The 19,528-nt window shown below is 36.4% G+C and carries 30 protein-coding genes and 1 tRNA gene; 20 read left to right on the forward strand and 11 right to left on the reverse strand.

Features of this window, described 5'->3' with window-relative positions:
* The first annotated feature begins 64 nt into the window (after positions 1–64).
* The 3 genes from PLI06_05005 (at position 65) to PLI06_05015 (ending at position 1,527) form a co-directional block, all read left to right on the forward strand.
* Positions 65–385, forward strand: a complete 321-nt coding sequence (locus tag PLI06_05005; GenBank protein HOI76955.1) for a hypothetical protein — start codon at positions 65–67, stop codon at positions 383–385.
* Positions 386–508: 123 nt separating this feature from the next.
* Entirely contained in the window at positions 509–1,384 is an 876-nt protein-coding gene (locus PLI06_05010) for a hypothetical protein (protein ID HOI76956.1), read from the forward strand.
* A gap of 47 nt (positions 1,385–1,431) precedes the next feature.
* Positions 1,432–1,527: transfer RNA gene (locus PLI06_05015), tRNA-Met, on the forward strand.
* A gap of 26 nt (positions 1,528–1,553) precedes the next feature.
* On the opposite strand, the gene PLI06_05020 is transcribed toward PLI06_05015, so the two are convergent.
* A complete protein-coding gene (locus tag PLI06_05020; protein HOI76957.1) occupies positions 1,554–2,090 on the reverse strand; it encodes a hypothetical protein in 537 nt (178 codons plus the stop codon).
* Positions 2,091–2,172: 82 nt separating this feature from the next.
* On the opposite strand from PLI06_05020, the gene PLI06_05025 reads away from it, so the two are divergent.
* Genes PLI06_05025 through PLI06_05040 form a run of 4 tightly spaced genes read left to right on the forward strand, consistent with a single transcriptional unit; the run spans position 2,173 to position 4,504 of the window.
* On the forward strand, positions 2,173–2,313 hold the full coding sequence (locus PLI06_05025; GenBank protein ID HOI76958.1) for a hypothetical protein: 141 nt from the start codon (positions 2,173–2,175) through the stop codon (positions 2,311–2,313).
* On the forward strand, positions 2,289–3,092 hold the full coding sequence (locus PLI06_05030) for a DNA methyltransferase (GenBank protein ID HOI76959.1): 804 nt from the start codon (positions 2,289–2,291) through the stop codon (positions 3,090–3,092). The genes PLI06_05025 and PLI06_05030 overlap by 25 nt, the downstream gene beginning before the upstream one ends.
* A complete protein-coding gene (locus PLI06_05035; protein ID HOI76960.1) occupies positions 3,082–4,041 on the forward strand; it encodes a DNA adenine methylase in 960 nt (319 codons plus the stop codon). Before PLI06_05030 ends, PLI06_05035 begins: the two co-directional genes overlap by 11 nt.
* Positions 4,042–4,084: 43 nt before the next feature.
* Positions 4,085–4,504, forward strand: a complete 420-nt coding sequence (locus tag PLI06_05040) for a GNAT family N-acetyltransferase (protein HOI76961.1) — start codon at positions 4,085–4,087, stop codon at positions 4,502–4,504.
* Positions 4,505–4,506: 2 nt separating this feature from the next.
* Here PLI06_05040 and PLI06_05045 read toward each other — a convergent pair whose 3' ends face one another.
* Positions 4,507–5,412, reverse strand: coding sequence for a PhzF family phenazine biosynthesis protein (locus PLI06_05045; GenBank protein HOI76962.1), 906 nt, complete (start codon positions 5,410–5,412; stop codon positions 4,507–4,509).
* 144 nt (positions 5,413–5,556) lie between these two features.
* On the opposite strand from PLI06_05045, the gene PLI06_05050 reads away from it, so the two are divergent.
* Positions 5,557–5,892 (forward strand): DUF2283 domain-containing protein, encoded by a 336-nt coding sequence (locus tag PLI06_05050; protein HOI76963.1) that lies wholly within the window; start codon positions 5,557–5,559, stop codon positions 5,890–5,892.
* A gap of 104 nt (positions 5,893–5,996) precedes the next feature.
* Positions 5,997–6,221 carry a hypothetical protein gene (locus tag PLI06_05055; GenBank protein ID HOI76964.1) on the forward strand — a complete coding sequence of 75 codons (225 nt, stop codon included), beginning with the start codon at positions 5,997–5,999 and terminating at the stop codon, positions 6,219–6,221.
* Positions 6,222–6,438: 217 nt separating this feature from the next.
* On the opposite strand, the gene PLI06_05060 is transcribed toward PLI06_05055, so the two are convergent.
* From PLI06_05060 to PLI06_05070, 3 genes are all read right to left on the reverse strand, one after another.
* Positions 6,439–7,326: a DMT family transporter gene (locus PLI06_05060; protein HOI76965.1), complete on the reverse strand. Its 888-nt coding sequence runs from the start codon at positions 7,324–7,326 to the stop codon at positions 6,439–6,441.
* Positions 7,327–7,458: 132 nt separating this feature from the next.
* Complete coding sequence (locus PLI06_05065; protein HOI76966.1) at positions 7,459–7,875, reverse strand: hypothetical protein; 417 nt, start codon at positions 7,873–7,875, stop codon at positions 7,459–7,461.
* A 94-nt stretch (positions 7,876–7,969) separates the two neighbouring features.
* Positions 7,970–8,524, reverse strand: a complete 555-nt coding sequence (locus PLI06_05070; GenBank protein ID HOI76967.1) for a hypothetical protein — start codon at positions 8,522–8,524, stop codon at positions 7,970–7,972.
* 184 nt (positions 8,525–8,708) lie between these two features.
* On the opposite strand from PLI06_05070, the gene PLI06_05075 reads away from it, so the two are divergent.
* From PLI06_05075 to PLI06_05090, 4 genes are all read left to right on the forward strand, one after another.
* Positions 8,709–9,866, forward strand: a complete 1,158-nt coding sequence (locus tag PLI06_05075) for a winged helix DNA-binding domain-containing protein (GenBank protein ID HOI76968.1) — start codon at positions 8,709–8,711, stop codon at positions 9,864–9,866.
* A 10-nt stretch (positions 9,867–9,876) separates the two neighbouring features.
* A complete protein-coding gene (locus PLI06_05080) occupies positions 9,877–10,764 on the forward strand; it encodes a radical SAM protein (protein ID HOI76969.1) in 888 nt (295 codons plus the stop codon).
* Positions 10,765–10,776: 12 nt separating this feature from the next.
* Entirely contained in the window at positions 10,777–11,331 is a 555-nt protein-coding gene (locus tag PLI06_05085) for a flavodoxin family protein (protein ID HOI76970.1), read from the forward strand.
* Between the two features lie 81 nt (positions 11,332–11,412).
* Complete coding sequence (locus tag PLI06_05090; protein ID HOI76971.1) at positions 11,413–11,670, forward strand: hypothetical protein; 258 nt, start codon at positions 11,413–11,415, stop codon at positions 11,668–11,670.
* Positions 11,671–11,765: 95 nt separating this feature from the next.
* Here the strand turns inward: PLI06_05090 and PLI06_05095 are convergent, their stop codons facing one another.
* The 4 genes from PLI06_05095 to endA form a co-directional block, all read right to left on the reverse strand.
* The gene (locus PLI06_05095; GenBank protein ID HOI76972.1) at positions 11,766–12,611 is read right to left on the reverse strand and encodes a hypothetical protein; all 846 of its coding nucleotides are present in this window, start codon (positions 12,609–12,611) and stop codon (positions 11,766–11,768) included.
* A gap of 124 nt (positions 12,612–12,735) precedes the next feature.
* Positions 12,736–13,914: an NAD(P)/FAD-dependent oxidoreductase gene (locus PLI06_05100; GenBank protein ID HOI76973.1), complete on the reverse strand. Its 1,179-nt coding sequence runs from the start codon at positions 13,912–13,914 to the stop codon at positions 12,736–12,738.
* Positions 13,911–14,060, reverse strand: coding sequence for a 4Fe-4S binding protein (locus PLI06_05105; GenBank protein ID HOI76974.1), 150 nt, complete (start codon positions 14,058–14,060; stop codon positions 13,911–13,913). The genes PLI06_05100 and PLI06_05105 overlap by 4 nt, the downstream gene beginning before the upstream one ends.
* Before the next feature lie 57 nt (positions 14,061–14,117).
* The gene (gene endA, locus PLI06_05110; GenBank protein HOI76975.1) at positions 14,118–14,624 is read right to left on the reverse strand and encodes a tRNA-intron lyase; all 507 of its coding nucleotides are present in this window, start codon (positions 14,622–14,624) and stop codon (positions 14,118–14,120) included.
* Between the two features lie 91 nt (positions 14,625–14,715).
* On the opposite strand from endA, the gene PLI06_05115 reads away from it, so the two are divergent.
* From PLI06_05115 to PLI06_05145, 7 genes are all read left to right on the forward strand, one after another.
* Positions 14,716–15,258, forward strand: coding sequence for a DNA-directed RNA polymerase (locus tag PLI06_05115; protein ID HOI76976.1), 543 nt, complete (start codon positions 14,716–14,718; stop codon positions 15,256–15,258).
* A 1-nt stretch (position 15,259) separates the two neighbouring features.
* The gene (spt4, locus tag PLI06_05120; protein HOI76977.1) at positions 15,260–15,445 is read left to right on the forward strand and encodes a transcription elongation factor subunit Spt4; all 186 of its coding nucleotides are present in this window, start codon (positions 15,260–15,262) and stop codon (positions 15,443–15,445) included.
* Between the two features lie 9 nt (positions 15,446–15,454).
* Positions 15,455–15,973, forward strand: a complete 519-nt coding sequence (locus PLI06_05125) for a DUF359 domain-containing protein (protein ID HOI76978.1) — start codon at positions 15,455–15,457, stop codon at positions 15,971–15,973.
* A complete protein-coding gene (gene rps24e / locus PLI06_05130; protein HOI76979.1) occupies positions 15,964–16,260 on the forward strand; it encodes a 30S ribosomal protein S24e in 297 nt (98 codons plus the stop codon). Before PLI06_05125 ends, rps24e begins: the two co-directional genes overlap by 10 nt.
* The gene (locus PLI06_05135; GenBank protein ID HOI76980.1) at positions 16,260–16,415 is read left to right on the forward strand and encodes a 30S ribosomal protein S27ae; all 156 of its coding nucleotides are present in this window, start codon (positions 16,260–16,262) and stop codon (positions 16,413–16,415) included. Before rps24e ends, PLI06_05135 begins: the two co-directional genes overlap by 1 nt.
* Before the next feature lie 136 nt (positions 16,416–16,551).
* Positions 16,552–17,028 (forward strand): cell division protein SepF, encoded by a 477-nt coding sequence (sepF, locus tag PLI06_05140; GenBank protein ID HOI76981.1) that lies wholly within the window; start codon positions 16,552–16,554, stop codon positions 17,026–17,028.
* Positions 17,018–17,602 carry a ZPR1 zinc finger domain-containing protein gene (locus tag PLI06_05145; protein HOI76982.1) on the forward strand — a complete coding sequence of 195 codons (585 nt, stop codon included), beginning with the start codon at positions 17,018–17,020 and terminating at the stop codon, positions 17,600–17,602. Before sepF ends, PLI06_05145 begins: the two co-directional genes overlap by 11 nt.
* Here PLI06_05145 and PLI06_05150 read toward each other — a convergent pair.
* Positions 17,599–18,492 carry a hypothetical protein gene (locus tag PLI06_05150; protein HOI76983.1) on the reverse strand — a complete coding sequence of 298 codons (894 nt, stop codon included), beginning with the start codon at positions 18,490–18,492 and terminating at the stop codon, positions 17,599–17,601. The genes PLI06_05145 and PLI06_05150 overlap by 4 nt on opposite strands.
* Positions 18,493–18,548: 56 nt before the next feature.
* On the reverse strand, positions 18,549–19,475 hold the full coding sequence (locus PLI06_05155; GenBank protein ID HOI76984.1) for a transcription initiation factor IIB: 927 nt from the start codon (positions 19,473–19,475) through the stop codon (positions 18,549–18,551).
* Positions 19,476–19,528: the final 53 nt, after the last annotated feature.

Here is a 19,528-nt window from a genome sequence, read left to right on the forward strand (position 1 = left end):
AAGGTTTACACAACAACTATATATAAAGACAGATGGATATGTCTATTAGCTAAGAGGCAATATTATGAAAAAAATACTAGCTATATTTATTGCAGTTGCTATGGTAGCCTCATTTGGTGTCGGAGTAATAGCCGGTGCTGATGCAGACGCATATGCAAATGCAGTTAATGATGAACAGGCTCAACTCGCTTTGGAAAAGGCTGCTTTAGAGTTTGCAAACGGAAATGATGTTGAAGGAATTGCTTTAGAAGAAGATGCAACTAACAACTTTGGAAAGACTCAACTTGGATTCCATAAGATTTCTGGGGCAGTTATCACTGCTTCTTACGTATGGATAGATGCTTGCGGATGGATTAGAATTCACAAGCCAGCCACTTCAGCTTAATATAATTTAATCTTTTCTTTTCTTATTTTATCTATTTGAATGAAGATCTATAAATGGTACTTCCTACTTTCAAATGATTGAAAAATCGATATAGTTTTATTCATTTGATAGTAATCCTCCTTGATGTCAATTTTTATTCCAATAGACTATGACGGGAGGATATACCCGGTAGATATATCTCCAAAGATAAAGGAAGTTAGTGCAAATTTTGATGTGCCTTATATAAGACCATTAAAAGAATATTCCCTCCACACAGAGTATTCTTATGGGAAAAGGAAATTTGATACAAATTTGATATCTAGTTTCAGTACGATAAAAGAATCCCACAAAGATTTTGTTCCAAAGCTATGGGTAAGTAAAAAGTGGGCGGAAGAGTTCGGCGAGTTTATTATTAAACTTGTTGGGAATAATAGAGCACCTAAGATTATAGAGATACACCCACCTTTCAATGATTACTACAATCTAAATGATTTTATAGAAATCTATAAGGTCTTTGAGAAAGGTATCTCTGATACCTATCCAGATACTGAGATACTGATAGAAAATAGATATGGGACACTCTATAGAGGTGGAAAATTTCTTGTGTCAAATGTTACAGATTTAGAAAAACTATGTGAATCGATTAATAAGAATGGCCTTAAACTTAGAGTTGTTCTGGATGTTATCCAAATCTTTAGTAGCTATAATCTAGGCCCTGGCAAGTTCAATACTGAAAAGATTAGTTCTGTCATTAGGTCAATTTATCCCATTAGAGAAATGATAAAAGGTGTTCACCTCTGGGGAAAGAAGGACTATGGAAGCGGCAGATTTGTATCCCATATGGGTGATCTTAATACATATTTTATTCAAAAGAATCTAAAAGATATTTTTTTGGGTGAATTGTATAACCTACTTGATGATGGCAATCCTAGGTATTTTGTGCCGGAGGTCAATAGCTCTGATTTAGATTTAAGAGATATTATAGAAGATTTGAAAGAGAAAGGGTTTAAATTTGTATAAATAGCAAATCTTAAAAAGGTTGGGCCATAGTTCATTTAATCTCACCTGCCGGGGTGGCTTAGCCTGGTTATAGCGCACGGCTCATAAGCATGAAACAAGGCTGGGAAACCGTGAGGTCGCGGGTTCGGATCCCGCCCCCGGCACCTTTTAATTCTAGAATAATTAAAATTTATAATCTTCCATTGTGAGTAGCTGTTGACACTATGGAAAAAATATCTTTCTCTTCTTTAATTGCATTTAATACTTTTTTAAACATAAATGCATTTTCAAGCCCAGTTTTTTCTTCTATACTAAATAGCTCTATTATGTGGCCAATAAATTCAATAGAATACTGCCCATAACAATTCAATTTTTCAAATTTTGACAAATTAAGAGAAGTAGTATATTTTAATTCACATTTTTGTTGTTCCTCTTTTGTTTTAAATGGTTCAATTATATCATACATCTCGTTGAGGTACTCTATGAATTCTAATGTGAGTTTTTTATCATGTTCTTTTTTGATTAACAGATCGATTACCCAATGAATATGTTTTGGAGTTCTAACACCATTTCGTGTATATTTATCTTTATATTTAACCACGATATCAAGATCAGGCTTTGATCCCCTACTGCCTTGAAAAACGCCTATTATAGTTCCATCTGCTAATTGAAAATCTTTGAAAGAATATTTTCTTGGTTGATTTTTGGGTTTCCATTGGAGTACCATGTTTATGTATTTTAGATATTTTTATAAATTCTTAATGCTAATTTATGTAGATTAGTATTTATTAATGTAGATTGGTGTTTGAATGACAAAAGTTCCTTTAAATATTACAGTAGACAAGGAAGTGTTGGAAAATTTCAGGAAAATATGTGAAAAAAATGATATTAAGGTATCGACAAAGATTAATACTCTAATGAAAGAATGGATAGAGAAGAATCGAAAATGAAAACTAAACATGAAATTATCCATGGAGACGCCCTAGAAAAATTAAGGGAAATACCTGATGAATCAATAGACTTAGTATTTGCTGACCCCCCATATGGTCTTGCAAAAAAGAAGGGGCTTGGATGGAAATACAGCAAACACATTACATTGGAAGAAGAATGGGACATATTCACAAAAGATGATTTCTTAAAATTCAATATTTATTGGATTCAAGAGTGTGTTAGAGTATTAAAGCATGGGGGAAGCTTTTGGATTTGTGGCTCTTTTCATAATATATATCAGCTGGGATTCATAATTCAACATATGACGGATCTTAAAATTAACAATAGTATTGTTTGGTTTAAGCCTAATGCTCAGCCAAATATTACTTGCAGAATGTTTACAGAAAGTACTGAGCACTTAATTTGGGCTACAAAGAATGGTAAAGGTGAAAAATGGACTTTCAATTATGGGGACACAAAAAATCTAATTGAAGATTCAATAAATCCTCTAGGAAAGCAGACGAGGAATGTTTGGTCAATTCCACTAACTCCAAAAAGTGAAAAATGGGCAGGCTCTCATCCAACACAGAAACCTGAAGAGCTTTTAAGAAGGATAATCTTGGCCTGTACTAAAGAAGGTGACACTGTTCTGGATCCTTTTGTTGGCTCTGGTACGACCTCTGTTATTGCAAAAAAAATGGGAAGAAATTCTATAGGGATAGAAAAAGAAAAAAAATATATTGAAATAATACAAAAAAGGTTAAATCCTCCACAGAAGACCCTTAATTGTGATAAATAATATTTCAGGGAATACTATTAAATCAGCAGATAATACTATAATTGCTAAGCCTTTCTTAAAGTGGGCAGGTGGCAAATCACAACTTATACCTGAACTTTCATCAAGGCTTCCTAAGAATATTATAAATACAGAGGTAATAGTATCTTATATTGAGCCCTTTGTTGGTGGCGGTGCAATTTTCTTTTATCTAAAAAGTAGATTTCAAATTAATAATTCCTATTTATTTGATATAAACAAAGAGCTAATAGTTGGGTATAAAGTTCTGCAAAATGATCCGAAAGAACTTATTAATCATCTAAAAAATTTAGAAATAGAATACATCTCTAAAAACGAAGAGGAAAGAAAAAGTTGCTATTATACAATCCGAGATAGATACAATTCACAGGTTAATTCATTTGATTATATTAATTATAATACTGGCTGGATTGAAAGAGCTTCGCATATGATATTTCTAAACAGAACTTGTTTTAATGGACTATTTAGACAGAATAGAAATGGAGAGTTCAATGTACCTCACGGTAGATACAAAAATCCTAAAATATGCGACAAAGAGAATATTAGGAAAGTAAATCTTGCTCTAAAGAATACTGAAATTATCTGTGGTGATTTTACTGATTCATTGAAATATGCTAATAATAATAGCTTAGTCTATCTTGATCCACCCTATAGGCCACTAACTAAAACATCAAGCTTTACTAGTTATTCTAAGGAAGAGTTCACCGATGAAGACCAGATAAGACTATCTAAATTTTATAAAGAACTTGACGAAAAGGGGGCATATCTAATTCTTAGTAATTCTGATCCAAAAAATGAAGATCCTAAAGATGACTTTTTTGATAATTTGTATAAGGACTTCACAATAGAAAGAGTGAATGCAAAAAGGATAATAAACTGTGATCCAAATAAGAGGGGAGAAATAAAAGAATTAATCATTAGAAATTACAGATGATCTCATCAAAAGCTTTAATACCAAATAATAGGATTATCCTCATATGGAAATAATAAAGGCCACAAAATCTCATGCCATAGAGCTATCCGCCCTCTTAAAAGGGCTTGATACGGAAGAGTATTCCTTTTCTGAAGTAGAAAAGATTACACCCCTAATTGAAGGAGGCAACTACTATGTTGCAATTGATGAAGGCAAAATTGTTGGCGCTATAGGATTACTAATAGTTGAAGAGTCATGTGAGATAGATGCATTGATAACTTCAAAGAAGGGCGTGGGCAAAGCCTTGATAGATTTCACTATAGACCTCTGCAGAAAAGAAAATGTGAAAAAACTCTGGTGCTGGAGCTTGAAGCGCTACAACGCAATAGGATTCTATGACAAGATGGGATTTAAAGAGCAGTTCCTTTTGGAAAAGCACTGGTGCGGAGAGGACTGCTATATCTTTGGGAAAGTAATCGAATAATTTTATGGTAGATAAATCTCTCCTTCAATTACAGTTACAGCTGAACTTATCAATTTAGAGGCAAAGCAGCTATACTCATCTTTTCTTACATTTATTATTACTCGGCCGGGCCTTCCTATAATATCGCCCTGCTCTGATTTGATATTAACTTCGCTTCCGCTAAATTCAATTATGCCATTAATCAAAAGGTACGCACCAAGTGGCCCCTGCGCAGAGCCTGTCACAGGATCCTCCCTAACGCCGTAAAGGGGAGCAAAGAACCTAGAATGTGCTTTAGAATCGTTATCAAAAGTTTCAGTTGTGAATAGGCAAACACCTGGGAAGTTATATTTCCCGCAGAACTTTTCTAGCTTTTGATAGTCATAGTCTATATTTCTTAAGGCGTCTAGGCCGTTTATTGGGACGTAAAGATAATCAAGATTTTTCTCCCTCATTATTGGGTAGTTTAAGTCAAGCTCATCCTCTTTAATCTTTAAGGCATCAAGGAATCCAGGCATATCGATATCCTCTCTTAGAAATTCAATCTTCGGGGAATGAAGGATTATCTTTATCTCTTTATTTGATTTTATCACATCAACTGTTATGATGCCAATTTTAGCTTCAACTTTGAAGGAGTATTCACCGTCATTTTCCATGCCAAATTTTCCTTCTTCTGCTAGCGCATGTAAGCTTGCAACTGTAGCGTGGCCGCAGAACAAAACTTCCTTCTTTGGGGTAAACCATCTTATCCTAAAATCTGCAGTATCGCTAGGCAGGACAAACGCAGTCTCGGAAGCATTTATTTCATTTGCAATTGATAGCATCTCTTTGTCAGTTAATCCTTCAGCAGATGGAACAACTCCTGCTGGATTTCCCCCAAAAATTCTGTCTGTAAATGCATCAACCTGCTTTATCTTATAGTGTCTCATAAAACTAGTAAAGATTAGTTCAATAAAAAATTATCTGAAAAAAAAGAAAGATTTGTCAACTGAAAGAAATATAAGTTAAAAATATATTATGATATACGAGCCTTGGAAAAAGGCAGTCAAAAAATGGATTTATTAGGTGGTAAGTTGGAAGCGTCAGATAAGAAATTAATTTCATACGACTCTGAGTGTGACATTCTTTTTGTTCACAGCGGCTATGGGCCAGATGAAAAATTCAAAGGAAATTTTGATGTTGGGGATATTGTGCTTGATGTTTCTAACAAGGGAAAGGTGAGAGGTATTGAAGTAATTAACGCCTCAGAATACCTGCAATTAAATTTAGATATGCTAAATCACCTCACAGATTTTGAATTTCATGTTGCCCAGTATAAAAACAGGATAGGGATAACCCTAGTACTAATAGCCGACCAAATTAAAAAAGAAAAAGACATCATTGTTCCTTTGGCAATGGCGTTAAGCTAAATTAATTTTTTTAGATATTCTCTATTTCTTGATATTACCATATTTTAATTAAGATTTTAATAACTAGGTATATTAAGACAGATTGTAATTTATTCTTAAGTAGTATGCTTTTAGGATGTGAAAATCTGACAAGATTCAAGTGTGAATGTGGAAGTGATGAATTCATATCAGAGCCTAATAGTTATGACATAGTAATAGTAAAAGAAGAAATAATAATAGATCACAGTGAAATAATAGAAACATCAAAATACTATTGTCGTGAATGTGGAAAAGAATATGAAGAGATTGATGGAATTTTATGTAGATGTGATATTAAAAGAGAGGATTAAAATGAAGTCTGAAAAAATAGAGATTCTTATTATTGAATTATCTGAAAGGATATCGGATATAGAGCTTGGAAAAGTAGAAGGACTCTCTGAAAAAGAGCTTTATGAATTATTAGACTGATCTTTTTGGAATGGATTTTAAATCCCATCCTAAAGTCAAAGAAGATATAAATTTCTCTTATAAATCATAAGGAAAGTATTCTTAAATTGTGAGGATTATCTATCTTCCTTTCACATTGACAAGTGTTACACCGAGTATTGCAATTACCCCACCTATTATGGAAATGGATCCAGGTATCTCCCCAAGCCAAAACCAAGCTATGATAATTGAAAGAAATGGAGATATGGCTAGGAAGCTTGTTAGAATGGAAACTGGCATCTTGGCCAAAGCATAGGTCCAAGTGAGGTATGCTATGCCTGCTGGAAATATTCCCAGGTATATTATGGAAAGCGTAGAGTCGATAGATGCAGTCCTTATATCATTTATAAATCCCGGTAAGAATACCAAAAGGAATAGGGTCCCGCCCCACATTGTGTAGGCAGTTAGATCAACAAATTTGTATTTTCTCAGGAAGGGTTTTTGCAAGACAAACGAAAGGCTAGTTGAAAATGCAGCAATAAGTATCAGTATAGCCCTTGGGTCAAATGATATTCCTCCACCTTCTCCCAAAGATATCAATGCAACTCCAAAAAAACTTATGAATATGCCTATCCACCCCCACATCTTCAACTTCTCTCCGAGTATAGATGATGCCAAAAGCGCAGTGAAGATAGGTCCTGAGGCAATTAGCAGGCTTGCAGCCCCTGCAGTGACAGTTACCTCCCCATATGAGAGAAGTGCATGGTACACTGTTACTGATAGAAATCCTATTAGTAAGATCATCGGGAGGTCCTTCTTCTCAGGGAGTTTTACTTTCTTATAAGAGCCGTAAATTACTAAAAAAGCAGAAGCTACAAGAAATCTCAAGAGCGCAACGTGCCCGGGTTCATACGATTTAAGGCCTGCCCTAATTCCTGCAAAGGCTGATGCCCAAAATAACAATGTTATAGTTAGGGCGAGAGCTGTCTTTCTATCAATCTTTTTTAGTTTAGAAAAATCAATTGCCATCTTATCAGGTCTTCTATTGCCACAGGCAATGGATTAGAGAATATAAAACTTACTAAAGTTACATGACGTTTTAATATAAACTAGAAATCAACGAATTGTTTTATCTAAGAAAAGAAATTAATAAAAAAAGATTTATTTTTTCTTGCCAAAACCAAGTAGCTTCATGAAAAAAGGCATTGGGTATTCCTTTGGAGTTACAGTCACACCGTAGTAGACTCTTTCATCTTCAGAACATCCAACAGCAAGTAATTTCTCGTAAGTGCCTACTTTTAGTGCTTTGTATGTAAAAAGGTATCCACCAGGTATAATATCATACCCTTCACATCCTGGTTGTGTACAAATTGATTCAATAGAATCCTTTACCCCTCCGTAGTACGACCAACAACAGCCCCCATTAAGCATCAACTTGACTTGGAATGTGTCCCCGACTTGGACGGACGTTGGGCCAATAAATTCGTATTTACATGGTTCTGTGGCCATTGCTGAGGCCACCCCAAATACACTTACTACAAATAGCAAGGATATCAACATAGCAAATATTTTTTTCATAGCTAACACCATTATAGTTACTAAATTGGAGTTCTAACAATATTTAAACTTTTGCTTAGTAGAAATATAAGAAAAGTAATAATAAAAAAATAAATTAATCTTTTTTACCGAATCCGAATAGCTTTGCAAAGAACTTGAATGGTAGGGCTTTAGAAAGAACTGTGACTGTTTCTGTTTCCCCGCATGCTCCGTTTAAAGTCAATGTTCCCGGACTTACTGCTCTAAATGTCCATGTTATCCATGCAACATCAGTATTCCAATCTGGAGTAATTTCACTCCAATGGGGGAAATCAGGTGATGGCAAAGCATCAGGCAAGACAAGACCGCTGTATAGTAGAGTTCCGTCACCATTAAAATACTCTACATTTATCAGCTCAACAAGTCCTATTTGATATGGAAGTTTTTTATTTGCAACAATTCCAAGAGTAATCTCAGTGACGTCTTTTCCTTGAATTTTAACATCGTTCATAGCAGCTTTCTTAAGAGTAATTGTAAATGTTTCTCCGACTTTAACTGAATTTCTGCTAATTTTGTAGTATCCTTCTCCGTATTGACATCCCGGATTTGTAGTAGCGGCCATCGTTTGAGCAACACCAAAAACACTTACTATAAATAGTAAGGACGTTAAAATTGCATATATCTTCTTCATAATAAACACCTATAGGTGTATAAAATGATGTTTTCCCTATATATAAAGATATGGAAAAAAATAGGGAAAATAGGGAAAAATATATGGAAATAGGGAAAACTGTTTAATTCAAATAATCTTGTTTTCAGACTTAGTTCAAAAAGAAGAGATAGAATATTAAACTAGGAGACATAAAAATGGGTTGATGGTAGAATACCAAGTATCCCAATTAAACAATTTTCTTTTGAGAAAGCAACACCTCTCAGAAGAAACAAAAGGAGAAGATGTGCTCCAAGTTGCAAAGGATATCTGGGGCCTACATGCTACATATGCTAGTACGCCTTATCTGTCCCTTTTTAATCGGATTATTAATTTCAGAAAAGAATCGCTAGATAGAGAGCTCCTAGAAAAAAGGCTTGTTAAGATCAGGTGTGTTAGAAAGACTGTCCATATTATCCCCAAGGAAAATGTTTCCATTGCCTTTTCGGCAACTAAAGAATCAATTCAGATTAATTCGGAAAAGTATTACAAATTCATAGGCGTAGCAGAAAGGGAGTATGAGGAAGTTTCAAAATCTATTCTTAAACTTTTACAAAATAGAGGCATGAATACCAGTGAAATCAAAAAGGAGCTTAATACAGAAGCCAACCTATTCCCTATAATTAATATTATGTGTGATCTTGGAATTTTGGTCCGAGGCTTATCTAAAGCAGGGTGGAAGAGTAATTCTCATACTTATTATAGGGTAGACGAATACTTACCCGATGTCAATCTTAACAAGTATTCCCAAGAAGGGGCAAGAAAAATATTAGTGTCGCAGTATCTCGCCTCTTTTGGGCCAGTCACCATAACTGATATCTCTTGGTGGACAGGTTTTCCAAAAACTCAAGTAAGGAAAATAGTTGATGGTTTAAGTGACTTAGAGCATGTGACTATTTATGGAATTGGAGAGCATATAGTTTCTGAGAAAGATGTGAATAAAATAAAAAATGTAAGTGAAAATAATAATCATGACATTAATCTCTTGCCTGCTCTTGACCCATACATAATGGGATACAAGGAGCGGGATAGGTATCTTGATAAGGAATACTTTAATTATATTTTTGACCGCGCTGGGAGTGGAACGACAACTATTGTAAACAACGGGAAAATTATCGGTGTTTGGGGCTTTGAGGAGAAACCTATCCCATTGATAAAAATATTTATGTTTGAAGAAGATGGGCGTATTTCAAAAGAGATCGAGAAGAAGGCAAAAGAAATTGGGAACTTTATTTATGAAAAGGAAGTTATAGTAAAAAAATGCGATGATATGACGCCACTTGATAAAAGAACTACTGGTGGCTTTATGACTCCGCTAAAATAGGATTGATTATATGGAAAAGGTAGTCTATGAACATGTTGAAGTAGAAAAGATGCTTCACAGGCTTAACGTTTGGTTTCTCCCTTTTAGGTGGGGGTCAAATATCTATAGGGGGTGTGAACACGACTGCGTCTATTGCAATGCGAGGTATACGCATGAATATCTTGGAATGGAAGAAGGAGAGTTTGCCCGAAAGATTATAGTAAAAGACAATGCGGCTCAAGCCCTCGATAAGGAGTTCTCAAAAGAAAAGTGGAATAAGAATCTAACAGTAAATGTTTCTACTGTCACAGACCCTTACCAGCCGGCAGAAAAAGAGTTTGGAAACACAAGAAAAGTATTAGAGGTGTTTTTGAAGCATCACAACGCGCTTATGCTTACAACAAAGTCTGACCTGGTATTGAAGGACATTGATATCCTAGAAGAAATATCTAGGACGGGATTTCTTAATGTCTGCATGACTATAACAACTCTTGATCAGTCACTCAGCAATATATTAGAGCCAAGGGTGCCAAAAGTTGAAAAAAGATTAGAAGCTATTAAGAAATTAAAGGAGGCAGGGATCACAGTTGGTGTCACTGCCATCCCGGTACTCCCCTATATCTCAGATGATGAAGAAGCTCTAGAAGAGATGATAAAGACTTTCTCTGATCTAAATGTTGACTATGTTATAGTCGATGTCTTAAATTTCAAGGGTGAGACAAGGCAGCGTATGACTAAATTTTTGGAAGGATATGACCCTTCATTAATCCCAAAGTATGAAGCGCTCTACCAAACTGACTACTGTGATAAGGATTACTCGAAAGGTGTCAGGAAAATTACAAATAAGCTTGTCAAAAAATATGGTGTTGATCACTATGATAAGATGTTCTCATACAGAAAGAATAAAGAACTCAAATGAAAAATCTTATTTATGACAAAAGTCCTAGGCATTATAGGAAGCCCGAGAAAAAATGGCAACACCCACATCTTAGTTAATAAGGTATTAGATGGGGCAATATCTGAAAGAGCGGATACAGATTCCATTTTCTTAAATGATTTTACAATCAAAGAGTGCGACGGTTGCCATGCCTGCTGGAAGGGCTTAGAGTGTGCTAAAAAAGATGACATGAACGGCTTCTATGAAAAAATAATTGATTCTGATATACTTGTTTTTGGAACGCCAGTTTACTGGTATGGACCAACTGCGATAATGAAGGCATTTATTGATAGGTTTGTTTATTTCAACTGCCCAGAAAATAGAGAAAAGATTAGAGGGAAGTCCGCAGTTGTTACAATACCTTTTGAAGAGGATGATGAGAAGGCTTCTCTTGCTACAGTTGAGATATTTGAGAAGAGCATTGGGTATTTAGAGATGAATCTGACTGATGTGTTACTGGCCCCTGGTGTTGGGGAAAAAGGAGCTATACTAGAAAAAAAGATAATTCTTGAAAGGGCTTTCAACATCGGGAAAATGCTAGCCAGATGAAGATAATTGGGGTTAATTTGGGAATAATCTCGGAAATCCCTTATATATTAACTGCTTATTCTTAATATTACGGCGATTATTATGAAGAAAAATTACATAATAGGCATTGCAGTCATATTTTTGATTGCAATGGTAAGCATCAGTGCTGTCCTTTCATACAGAGGACAAGCAGACGCCACAGCTACATGCCCAAATGCAGGAAACTGTATTGGAAACGGTACGTGTGATGGAAACTGCGATGGCACATGTGACCCAGCTAACTGCACAGGGGATTGTCCAAACAAAACCACACAACAGCAGCAGATAAGAAACTGCGGCAGAACATGCACTAGGAAATAAATAATATTTTCTTTTTCTTTTCTAATAAGAATTTTTGTTTATCTATGAATATATACTCTAAGTATTGCAAAGAAAAGAAAAGATAAAAAATAAATTTATGGAACTATAAATTCAAATGTTATTGTATCAAATACACCACTTGAGGAGTATGCTATCATTGTAACCATATATGTACCAGAAGGTACATTTGGATCAACTGTGAATTCAGCTGAGTATGTTCCAATATTGTGTGCTTTTAACTTCTGAGTTTCTGGCGCGATATTTACTGTTACTCCATTGGGTAATCCCATGAATTTTATCATCGCCTCGTTTTGGGTGAAGAATCCTCTGTTTTCTACTTGTATGAAAGTCTGTTGAACTCCAGGAGATATTTCAAAGGAAGATAGAATCTTTCCATCTCTTATTATAGTTGATCCACCTGCTACTGAGAACTGCTCTATGTCGACCTTTGGATAAAGGATTGTAGATTTACACCTGCATTCTTCGTATATCTGTATCTTGTATCCAATATAGGGTGGTTCGCATCCATACCCATCTGAAATACCTATACTAATAGTTGAAGGAGTTCCCCATTGTGGATCCCAGTAGAATTCATTTGAAACAGGCCCATAAATATATATTGGGGTTCCTTCAGGATAATAGCAAAATGATTCGTCGTTAGTACATATAGAAAATATTCCAGTTGAGTAGTAACATGTTGTTAATTCATATGTGATACGATAGTAACAATTTGGGTTGTAACTTGGAAAGTCATAAGTATTTATAGAATCATGCACAACTCCATTGGGGGGATAATATTCTACGCTGCCTTCAATAGTCTTAACTAATTTTGGCGTATAGCATCCATCTGGAGGAGTAAACTTAAGAACGCCTCCAAATGCTGAATAGGCTGCTGTTAGAACTAAAAAAGACATTAATAAGATAGCAATTATTTTTTTCATGGTTATCTACCTACTTAAAATATAGTTTGTTGATTAAATTAGTAATAAATAAGAATTTAACCCTTTCGGTATTTGTTTAGAAAAATAACAAATCGCCGATAATAAAAAGAATAAATTAAATATATTACATGAACTTTCCAAGTTTGAATAGAAGTCCAGGATTTTTTGCAACTATAGCCTTTAGTATGCTTATTGTGGAAATTGTCTCAAGCTTTAGGTCTTTTAGGGTGTCTGCGATTGAATCTAAATCCTTCTCGCTGAAAGTCATGAAAGCTTCTTGTGCTTTTAAGCACTTGTCGAGCTCTTCGTAGATATCTGGCATCCACATGTCGTTGTATTTCTTCAAGAAATTAGCAGTGTAATCCTCTTTAGCAATAGCTTCTGCTGCAAGCTCTCCCGCATGTTTTCCTGTTATAATTGCTGTGTGGATTCCTCCACCTGTAAGTGGGTTTACGAACCTGCCCGCATCCCCTACAAGCAAAAGATTATCCATGTATGGATCTTTTATTGGGCCTTTTACAGGTATTGCCCCGGCATTTACCTCAACTATCTTTGCCTTTTTGAACCTAGGCCTTTCTATAAACTTATCAAGATAGTACTGAGCAGTCTGCTTAGCTTTTACTGGTAGCACTCCAAGCCCTACATTTGCCTGGTCCTCTCCTTTTGGGAATATCCAGGTATATCCGCCAGGTGCATAACAGTCGCCAAAGTAAAGCTCTATGCATGGCTCAATCTCCATTGGCATCATGAGGTATTGTATGCCTGACTCTAAGTATCTCAAAGGGACAGTTGTATTAATCCCTAGGGACTTAGCAACTATTGAAGGAGGGCCATCTGCACCTATAATCATTTTAGCGTCAATTTGAATATCTTCGTTCATATGTTTTGCTTGTACTGTGACACCTTTAGAATTTCTCTTTGCTGAAACAAATCTTGTCTTCATCAAAAATTCTGCGCCACTTCTTGCAGCTTCCTTTGCAATGGCTTTATCAAAAACTTCTCTATCGAGGACCATCCCACTCTTCCAGTATTTTACCTTCTCACCGTCAAGCCTTACAACTGTGCCGTTTGGTGCAATAAGTTTCACGAACTCAATCTTAGTAGAAATGTACCTGCTGTCCTGTTTCATATCAAGCTTTTCGAAAAGACCTTGAGAAACTCCTTCGGCACACTGAACTGGGCTTCCGATCTCCTTTTTCTTTTCTATTACAAGGACATCAGCGCCTTTTGCTGCGTATCTTGCAGCGTTACTTCCTGCAGGACCTCCACCAACAACTAGGACATCACATTTGTAGTTCTTCATTCAATTGCCCCCACAGGACAGGCTTTAACACAGATCTTACACTCTGTACAGTTTTCGTTAAAGATAATCTCATTTTCTGTCATATCAATGCCGTTATTTGGGCATACAGAAGCACAACATGTGCAGAGAAGACATCGCTCCTTCATAACCTTCAATTAGTTCACCTTGATGGGTTTTTGGTGTTTACGTTTTAAAATTTTTGGTTAAAATGTCATTCTTTTCACAAGATAATAGGTAATATCATTATCTGTGTCGACAAAAGCAAAAACCATGTCTTTCTTAACAGAATGCGCTATCCTAACATGCGCTGCAAGTATATTGGCGTCTATCTTTTCTCCTTCCATAAAAACATCTATTATATAATCGGCATGCTCCTCCTCTATAGAGCCCCTATAAACACGGAAGGCGCACCCATATTTGAAGGCTGTTTTTACGTGATACCCTTTCTCTTTTAGGTCCTTAAAGACAATGTATTTGGCAAGTATATTCTGCTCAACGCTCCCAAACTTTAAGAGTTCTTCAAAATCTATCTCTTTGTCATCAGAAATTACCTTTATCATCCCTCTTTCAGAAAGGTATATACCCTCGACAATAGTCAAGTATAGCTTATTATCTATAAGATCCCCAAATCCTCTTTTTCTGTGAATCTTGCTTATGGCGTCAGAGTCGTCAATTATAATCCTATTTTCAACGAGAGTGGCAGAAATCATGAAATAATTAGGATTTCAGATGTTAAAAGCTTTTAGAAACACTTAAATATACTTGGACCAATTTCACCATATATTCTAAGGTGGCCATATTATGTTTAAAGTTATACAAATTAGGGATACTGCAAGGGTTCCACCCAACAAATTTGGTGGAGAACTTAGCCAGTCCATAGCTGAAATCCTTCAGGGACAGTATGAAGGGACCTGGGATAAAGACCTTGGATTTATCCTTGCTATCCACAATATCATTGAAATAGGGGATGGAAAGATAGTGCCTGGTGATGGCAGCGCCTATTATGACACAGTGTTTGAGGCGTTAATTTATCTTCCAAAACTCTATGAAGTTGTTGAAGGGGAAGTTGAGGAAATAACTGAGTTCGGCGCATTTGTAAGGCTTGGGCCTATAGATGGGCTTGTCCACGTATCCCAGCTTACAAACGACTTCATAAATTACGATAAGAAAAATAATACTCTTTCCGGTAAGGAAAGCGGAAGGGCCCTAAAAGCAGGTGACAAGATAAGAGGCAGGATTGTAACACTTTCTCTTAAGAGGGGTTCTGCAAAGATTGGGCTCACTATGAGACAGCCTTACCTAGGAAAGTATGAATGGATAGCAGAGGAAAAGAAAGAGGGATAAAATGAAGGTAGCATGCCAAAAATGCCAGAGAATTCTATATGAAAGCATGTGCCCAGTGTGCAAGGATGACAAAACTACTGACAACTGGAGCGGCATTGTCGTAATAATTGATCCTGAAAGATCAAAGATAGCCAAGGCCATTGGAGTCAATGTCCCTGGCGCCTATGCCCTTAAGGTTAGGGGATGAAGTAAAGAGATGGCTCTTGTTCTCACAGAAGATCTCAGATTAAAACTAAAATCTCCTATGGGACTTCTTATTGAAGGTGATGTTGAATCCGTTATGGAGAGACTTTTGCCTGTGATACAGAATAAGAGGGTAATATCCGTTGGGGATGTTGTTTCTCAAAATCTTATTGACCATGGGGTTTACCCGGAACTCGTAATTGTTGATGGAAGGAACTTGAGGGCCGAAATAGACGATTGTATTGAGTGTGATAACACAGTTACAGTTGAAAATCCTCAGTCTGAGATTACAGGAGAGCTTTGGGTGGCTATTGAGAGATTTTTTAAGGACAAAACCAAAAGGTTTAAAAAAATATTGGTAGAGGGAGAAGAAGATTTGGCAGTTATGCCTGCTGTTCTCCACGGAGATGGGGATACAGTTGTACTTTATGGTCAGCCCGATAGGGGAATTGTGATTATTGAAGTAACAGAACAGAAAAAAAAGGAAATATCAGATTATTTAAATGAGATGGAGGGAGATCTATGGAATTAACGATCGTAAACGAGAGAGAGAACCCACTATTCAACAGGAAAGAATTAGAAGTTAAAGTAATTCATGATGGTGGAACTCCTAAGGTATCAGAAGTTAGGGACAAGTTGTCTGCTTTAAAGAGCTTTAAAATGGATTCCTTTGTAGTTAGATCCATTGAAACTGGATATGGAAAGGAAGAATCTATTGCTAAGATATACGTGTACAGCGACCCAAAAATCCTAATGAGAGTCGAGCAGAAACATATATTGAAAAGAAACGGCTTGATTGTGGAAAAGGAGGAAAATTAATGCCATCCATGTACAGTGTAGAGGGAGACAAAGTAATTAAAAAGAACCCTTACTGCCCAAGGTGCGGCCCTGGCACATTTATGGCTGACCACAAGGACAGATTTGTATGCGGGAAGTGTGCGTACACACAATCAAAAAAATTAGAAAAAAAATAGATAATAACTATTGTTTAACAATAGTTAAACTTTTTTAACTGCTGTTGTAAGCGAAAACTATAAAAAGGGTTAGTTACATATTAATAGTTAGCTTTAGTATTAATGATTAATATGGGCTCCATAAGGAGATGATGTTATGAGAAGACTCAATAAACTGTTTGGTAGGGATGATAGTCAAGACTACGGTGAGTACGATGAAAACTACTACCCTGATGAGTATTATCAAGATGAGGAAATTACGGAAGATGAATCATGGGCTGAAGGCGAAAGGTCAGAGTCTCCAAGGGCTATTAGAGAAGTAGAATCAATTCCATATGAAGAAGAAGTTCTAAAAAGAAACGATTTCATGGACTATGGGGTCGTTTATGTAAAATCTTTGAAGCTCAGAGGGCTTGGGGATATAAGAGATATTTCTAAACAGCTCTCAGAGGGACACATCCTGATAGTTGATATCGGTCTTTTGGCAGAGAGGGAACCGCTTGAACTTAAGAGAGCCGTTGACCAGATCAAAGGTATCCTAAGAGGTATTGGCGGGGATATTGCTGGTATTAGTGAGCGAAAGATTTTAATAGCCCCTGCATCTGTCAAGATTGTAAGATCACATGAGCAATGAGAATGTAGAATGCGATTATTGCCCTTCGTGCAATAGAAAATCGCTCAGAGTAACCAATACTATTATTTCTATCCCTTATTTTGGGGAAGTTCTAGATTTTACTATTCTTTGTAGTAACTGCGGTTATAGAAGGGCAGATATTATGCCAATAGAGAATAAAGAACCGTCAAGATACTCTTTAAACGTTGAATCTGCCTGTGATGCAAGCATAAGAATTGTCAAATCTAGCACCTGCACCATTAGAATTCCTGAACTCGGGGTCACAGTTGAACCTGGTCCCTTATCTGAAGGGTATATCAGCAATGTAGAAGGCCTACTTTCCAGGATATCAAAAGTTATCGGCATGGGAATGAAGATGGGGGAAGACGAAGAGAAAAAGAACGGTAAGGAATTAATTGACAGGATAAATAAGCTGATAGAAGGACGGGAAACTGTCTGCATAATCCTAGAAGATCCGTTGGGTTACAGCGCTATTGCCTCGGATAAGGCTAGGAAGGAATCATTGACAAAAGAAGAATTAAAAGATCTGAAATATGGAGATTCAGATTTTGAAATAATACCAGATGCTTGTTAAGAAGGTCTCTGCCAGTTCCAGTGGACTATATTTCCTGACTCGTCCATTTCTATATAGCAAACATATCTTGTAACTGATTGGTATTTCAGGTCTGCAGGCATATTTATTTTAAAAGTTTTATTAACTTTTTCGATAGTTGCCTTTTCATAATATACCCGTACTAGTTCGGGGTTTATTGTTCCACACTCGACTGGTAAGTTCTTACTTGCCTGATTATTGACAAATTCCAAAGCTAAAAACAAGGCATACTCCTCGTTTATCAGCTGATTTTGATAGGTGCTCTGAAGCTTATACATAGAGTTTCTTGCATCGACTAACTGATCCCTTAACATATCGTTTCTCTTGTTTAAACTGTCGTTTAGCTCTTTTAGGGTTGCATTCTCCTTCAAAAGTGCTTGAGCCTGTTTTTCAAGCTCAAAAATGTATGACTCTTTTGAGCCTAAATTAGTATCGATTTGCCTATTGGCACCGTAGAGTGAAAAAGAAGTTACTAAAACAACGGAAAGTAAAAGAGATAGAACAACTGAAACTTTAAACCAGTTGATGTCTGGTTTCAAAGTAAAGTTCTTTCTTATTTTATTGTCAATATTCGTCGTTCTTTGCTTTTCGATTTGAATTACTTTATTAATTTCCTCGTTGGCTGGCTTAACTGGCTCAGGCTCGGTACGTCTTCTTAAAACCCTGTCATGCTTTTCTTTGTAGGCTTGATAAAAGGTATTAGAACGAATTTCTGGTATGGTATAGCTTGATGCACGGTCATTACTTGCTGTTTTTTTAGAAGCAACACGATGTAAAGGCTCTGTTTTATCTGTGAATCGCTCTTGAATTAGCCTTTTCTTCTCCTCTAGGCGCTTCAGCCTCCAAAAAATATCCAAATCATCATCATTCATATATTATCGCCAGCGCATACACACAGTGTAGTTACCAATATATAAAGATTTATGTTTTAAATCTTAACATCAATACCCAATTTCTCTATAATTTCTTTGTATCGGTTCCTAACTGTCACTTCTGTGACCTTTGCTACCTCTGAAACAGCCTTCTGGGTCCTTCTTTCACCCTCCATTATGGCTGCAAGATAGATTGCTGCTGCACAGACTCCTGTTGGCCCCCTTCCTGATGTAAGACCAACCTTTATTGCGCCTTCTAATATATCCTGTGCTTTTCTTTGGACCTTTCCTGAAAGCCCTAACTCAGTGGCAAATCTTGGGATATAATCCACTGGGCTTGTTGGATAAAGTTTTATCTCTAATTCTCTTGTGATAAACCTGTAGCTTCTGCCAATTTCTTTTTTATCTACTCTGGAATGTTCTACAATCTCATCCAAAGTTCTTGGAACTTTATATTCACGGCACGCTATGTAAATACATGCGGATGTTACTGATTCTATTGATCTACCTCTAATAAGCCTCTTGTCAACGGCTTTTCGGTAAACCATTGCTGCACCTTCTCTAATGTTTCTTGGTAGGTGCAAGTGAGAAGAGAGTCTATCAAGTTCTGTTAAAGCGAAAGCTAAATTTCTATCTTTGGCATCTGCAACTTTAATTCGTTTATGCCATTTCCTCATTCTATATATCTGGGCTCTCCTACCTGCGCTGATATCCCTTCCGTGGATATCCTTGTTTTTCCAGTCAATCATGGTGGAAAGACCCTTATCATGGATAGTGTAGGTCATAGGGGCCCCTACTCTACCTCTTTTCTCTCCTTGCTCATGGTCAAAAGCTCTCCATTCAGGACCTGTGTCGATGATATCTTCAGAAATTACAAGACCGCATTCATCACAAGTAACTTCAGCTCTAGAATAGTCCCGAATAAGTTTATGACTCCCACATTCAGGGCAAGCATGAACTTTCTTCGTCTCAGTTTTTTCCATATTATTTAAAGCAACCGTAACATTTATATAGCTATTGGTACAATAAAAGTCTC

Source organism: Methanofastidiosum sp. (assembly GCA_035362715.1).
Taxonomy (GTDB): Archaea; Methanobacteriota_B; Thermococci; order Methanofastidiosales; family Methanofastidiosaceae; genus Methanofastidiosum.

Coding starts and splice junctions, on each gene's coding strand:
- PLI06_05005 (HOI76955.1), top strand. CDS start 65: ATGAAAAAAATACTAGCTATATTTATTGCAGTTGCTATGGTAGCCTCA.
- PLI06_05010 (HOI76956.1), top strand. CDS start 509: ATGTCAATTTTTATTCCAATAGACTATGACGGGAGGATATACCCGGTA.
- PLI06_05020 (HOI76957.1), bottom strand. CDS start 2,090: ATGGTACTCCAATGGAAACCCAAAAATCAACCAAGAAAATATTCTTTC.
- PLI06_05025 (HOI76958.1), top strand. CDS start 2,173: ATGACAAAAGTTCCTTTAAATATTACAGTAGACAAGGAAGTGTTGGAA.
- PLI06_05030 (HOI76959.1), top strand. CDS start 2,289: ATGGATAGAGAAGAATCGAAAATGAAAACTAAACATGAAATTATCCAT.
- PLI06_05040 (HOI76961.1), top strand. CDS start 4,085: ATGGAAATAATAAAGGCCACAAAATCTCATGCCATAGAGCTATCCGCC.
- PLI06_05045 (HOI76962.1), bottom strand. CDS start 5,412: ATGAGACACTATAAGATAAAGCAGGTTGATGCATTTACAGACAGAATT.
- PLI06_05055 (HOI76964.1), top strand. CDS start 5,997: ATGCTTTTAGGATGTGAAAATCTGACAAGATTCAAGTGTGAATGTGGA.
- PLI06_05060 (HOI76965.1), bottom strand. CDS start 7,326: ATGGCAATTGATTTTTCTAAACTAAAAAAGATTGATAGAAAGACAGCT.
- PLI06_05065 (HOI76966.1), bottom strand. CDS start 7,875: ATGAAAAAAATATTTGCTATGTTGATATCCTTGCTATTTGTAGTAAGT.
- PLI06_05070 (HOI76967.1), bottom strand. CDS start 8,524: ATGAAGAAGATATATGCAATTTTAACGTCCTTACTATTTATAGTAAGT.
- PLI06_05075 (HOI76968.1), top strand. CDS start 8,709: ATGGTAGAATACCAAGTATCCCAATTAAACAATTTTCTTTTGAGAAAG.
- PLI06_05080 (HOI76969.1), top strand. CDS start 9,877: ATGGAAAAGGTAGTCTATGAACATGTTGAAGTAGAAAAGATGCTTCAC.
- PLI06_05085 (HOI76970.1), top strand. CDS start 10,777: ATGACAAAAGTCCTAGGCATTATAGGAAGCCCGAGAAAAAATGGCAAC.
- PLI06_05090 (HOI76971.1), top strand. CDS start 11,413: ATGAAGAAAAATTACATAATAGGCATTGCAGTCATATTTTTGATTGCA.
- PLI06_05095 (HOI76972.1), bottom strand. CDS start 12,611: ATGAAAAAAATAATTGCTATCTTATTAATGTCTTTTTTAGTTCTAACA.
- PLI06_05100 (HOI76973.1), bottom strand. CDS start 13,914: ATGAAGAACTACAAATGTGATGTCCTAGTTGTTGGTGGAGGTCCTGCA.
- PLI06_05105 (HOI76974.1), bottom strand. CDS start 14,060: ATGAAGGAGCGATGTCTTCTCTGCACATGTTGTGCTTCTGTATGCCCA.
- endA (HOI76975.1), bottom strand. CDS start 14,624: ATGATTTCTGCCACTCTCGTTGAAAATAGGATTATAATTGACGACTCT.
- PLI06_05115 (HOI76976.1), top strand. CDS start 14,716: ATGTTTAAAGTTATACAAATTAGGGATACTGCAAGGGTTCCACCCAAC.
- spt4 (HOI76977.1), top strand. CDS start 15,260: ATGAAGGTAGCATGCCAAAAATGCCAGAGAATTCTATATGAAAGCATG.
- PLI06_05125 (HOI76978.1), top strand. CDS start 15,455: ATGGCTCTTGTTCTCACAGAAGATCTCAGATTAAAACTAAAATCTCCT.
- rps24e (HOI76979.1), top strand. CDS start 15,964: ATGGAATTAACGATCGTAAACGAGAGAGAGAACCCACTATTCAACAGG.
- PLI06_05135 (HOI76980.1), top strand. CDS start 16,260: ATGCCATCCATGTACAGTGTAGAGGGAGACAAAGTAATTAAAAAGAAC.
- sepF (HOI76981.1), top strand. CDS start 16,552: ATGAGAAGACTCAATAAACTGTTTGGTAGGGATGATAGTCAAGACTAC.
- PLI06_05145 (HOI76982.1), top strand. CDS start 17,018: ATGAGCAATGAGAATGTAGAATGCGATTATTGCCCTTCGTGCAATAGA.
- PLI06_05150 (HOI76983.1), bottom strand. CDS start 18,492: ATGAATGATGATGATTTGGATATTTTTTGGAGGCTGAAGCGCCTAGAG.
- PLI06_05155 (HOI76984.1), bottom strand. CDS start 19,475: ATGGAAAAAACTGAGACGAAGAAAGTTCATGCTTGCCCTGAATGTGGG.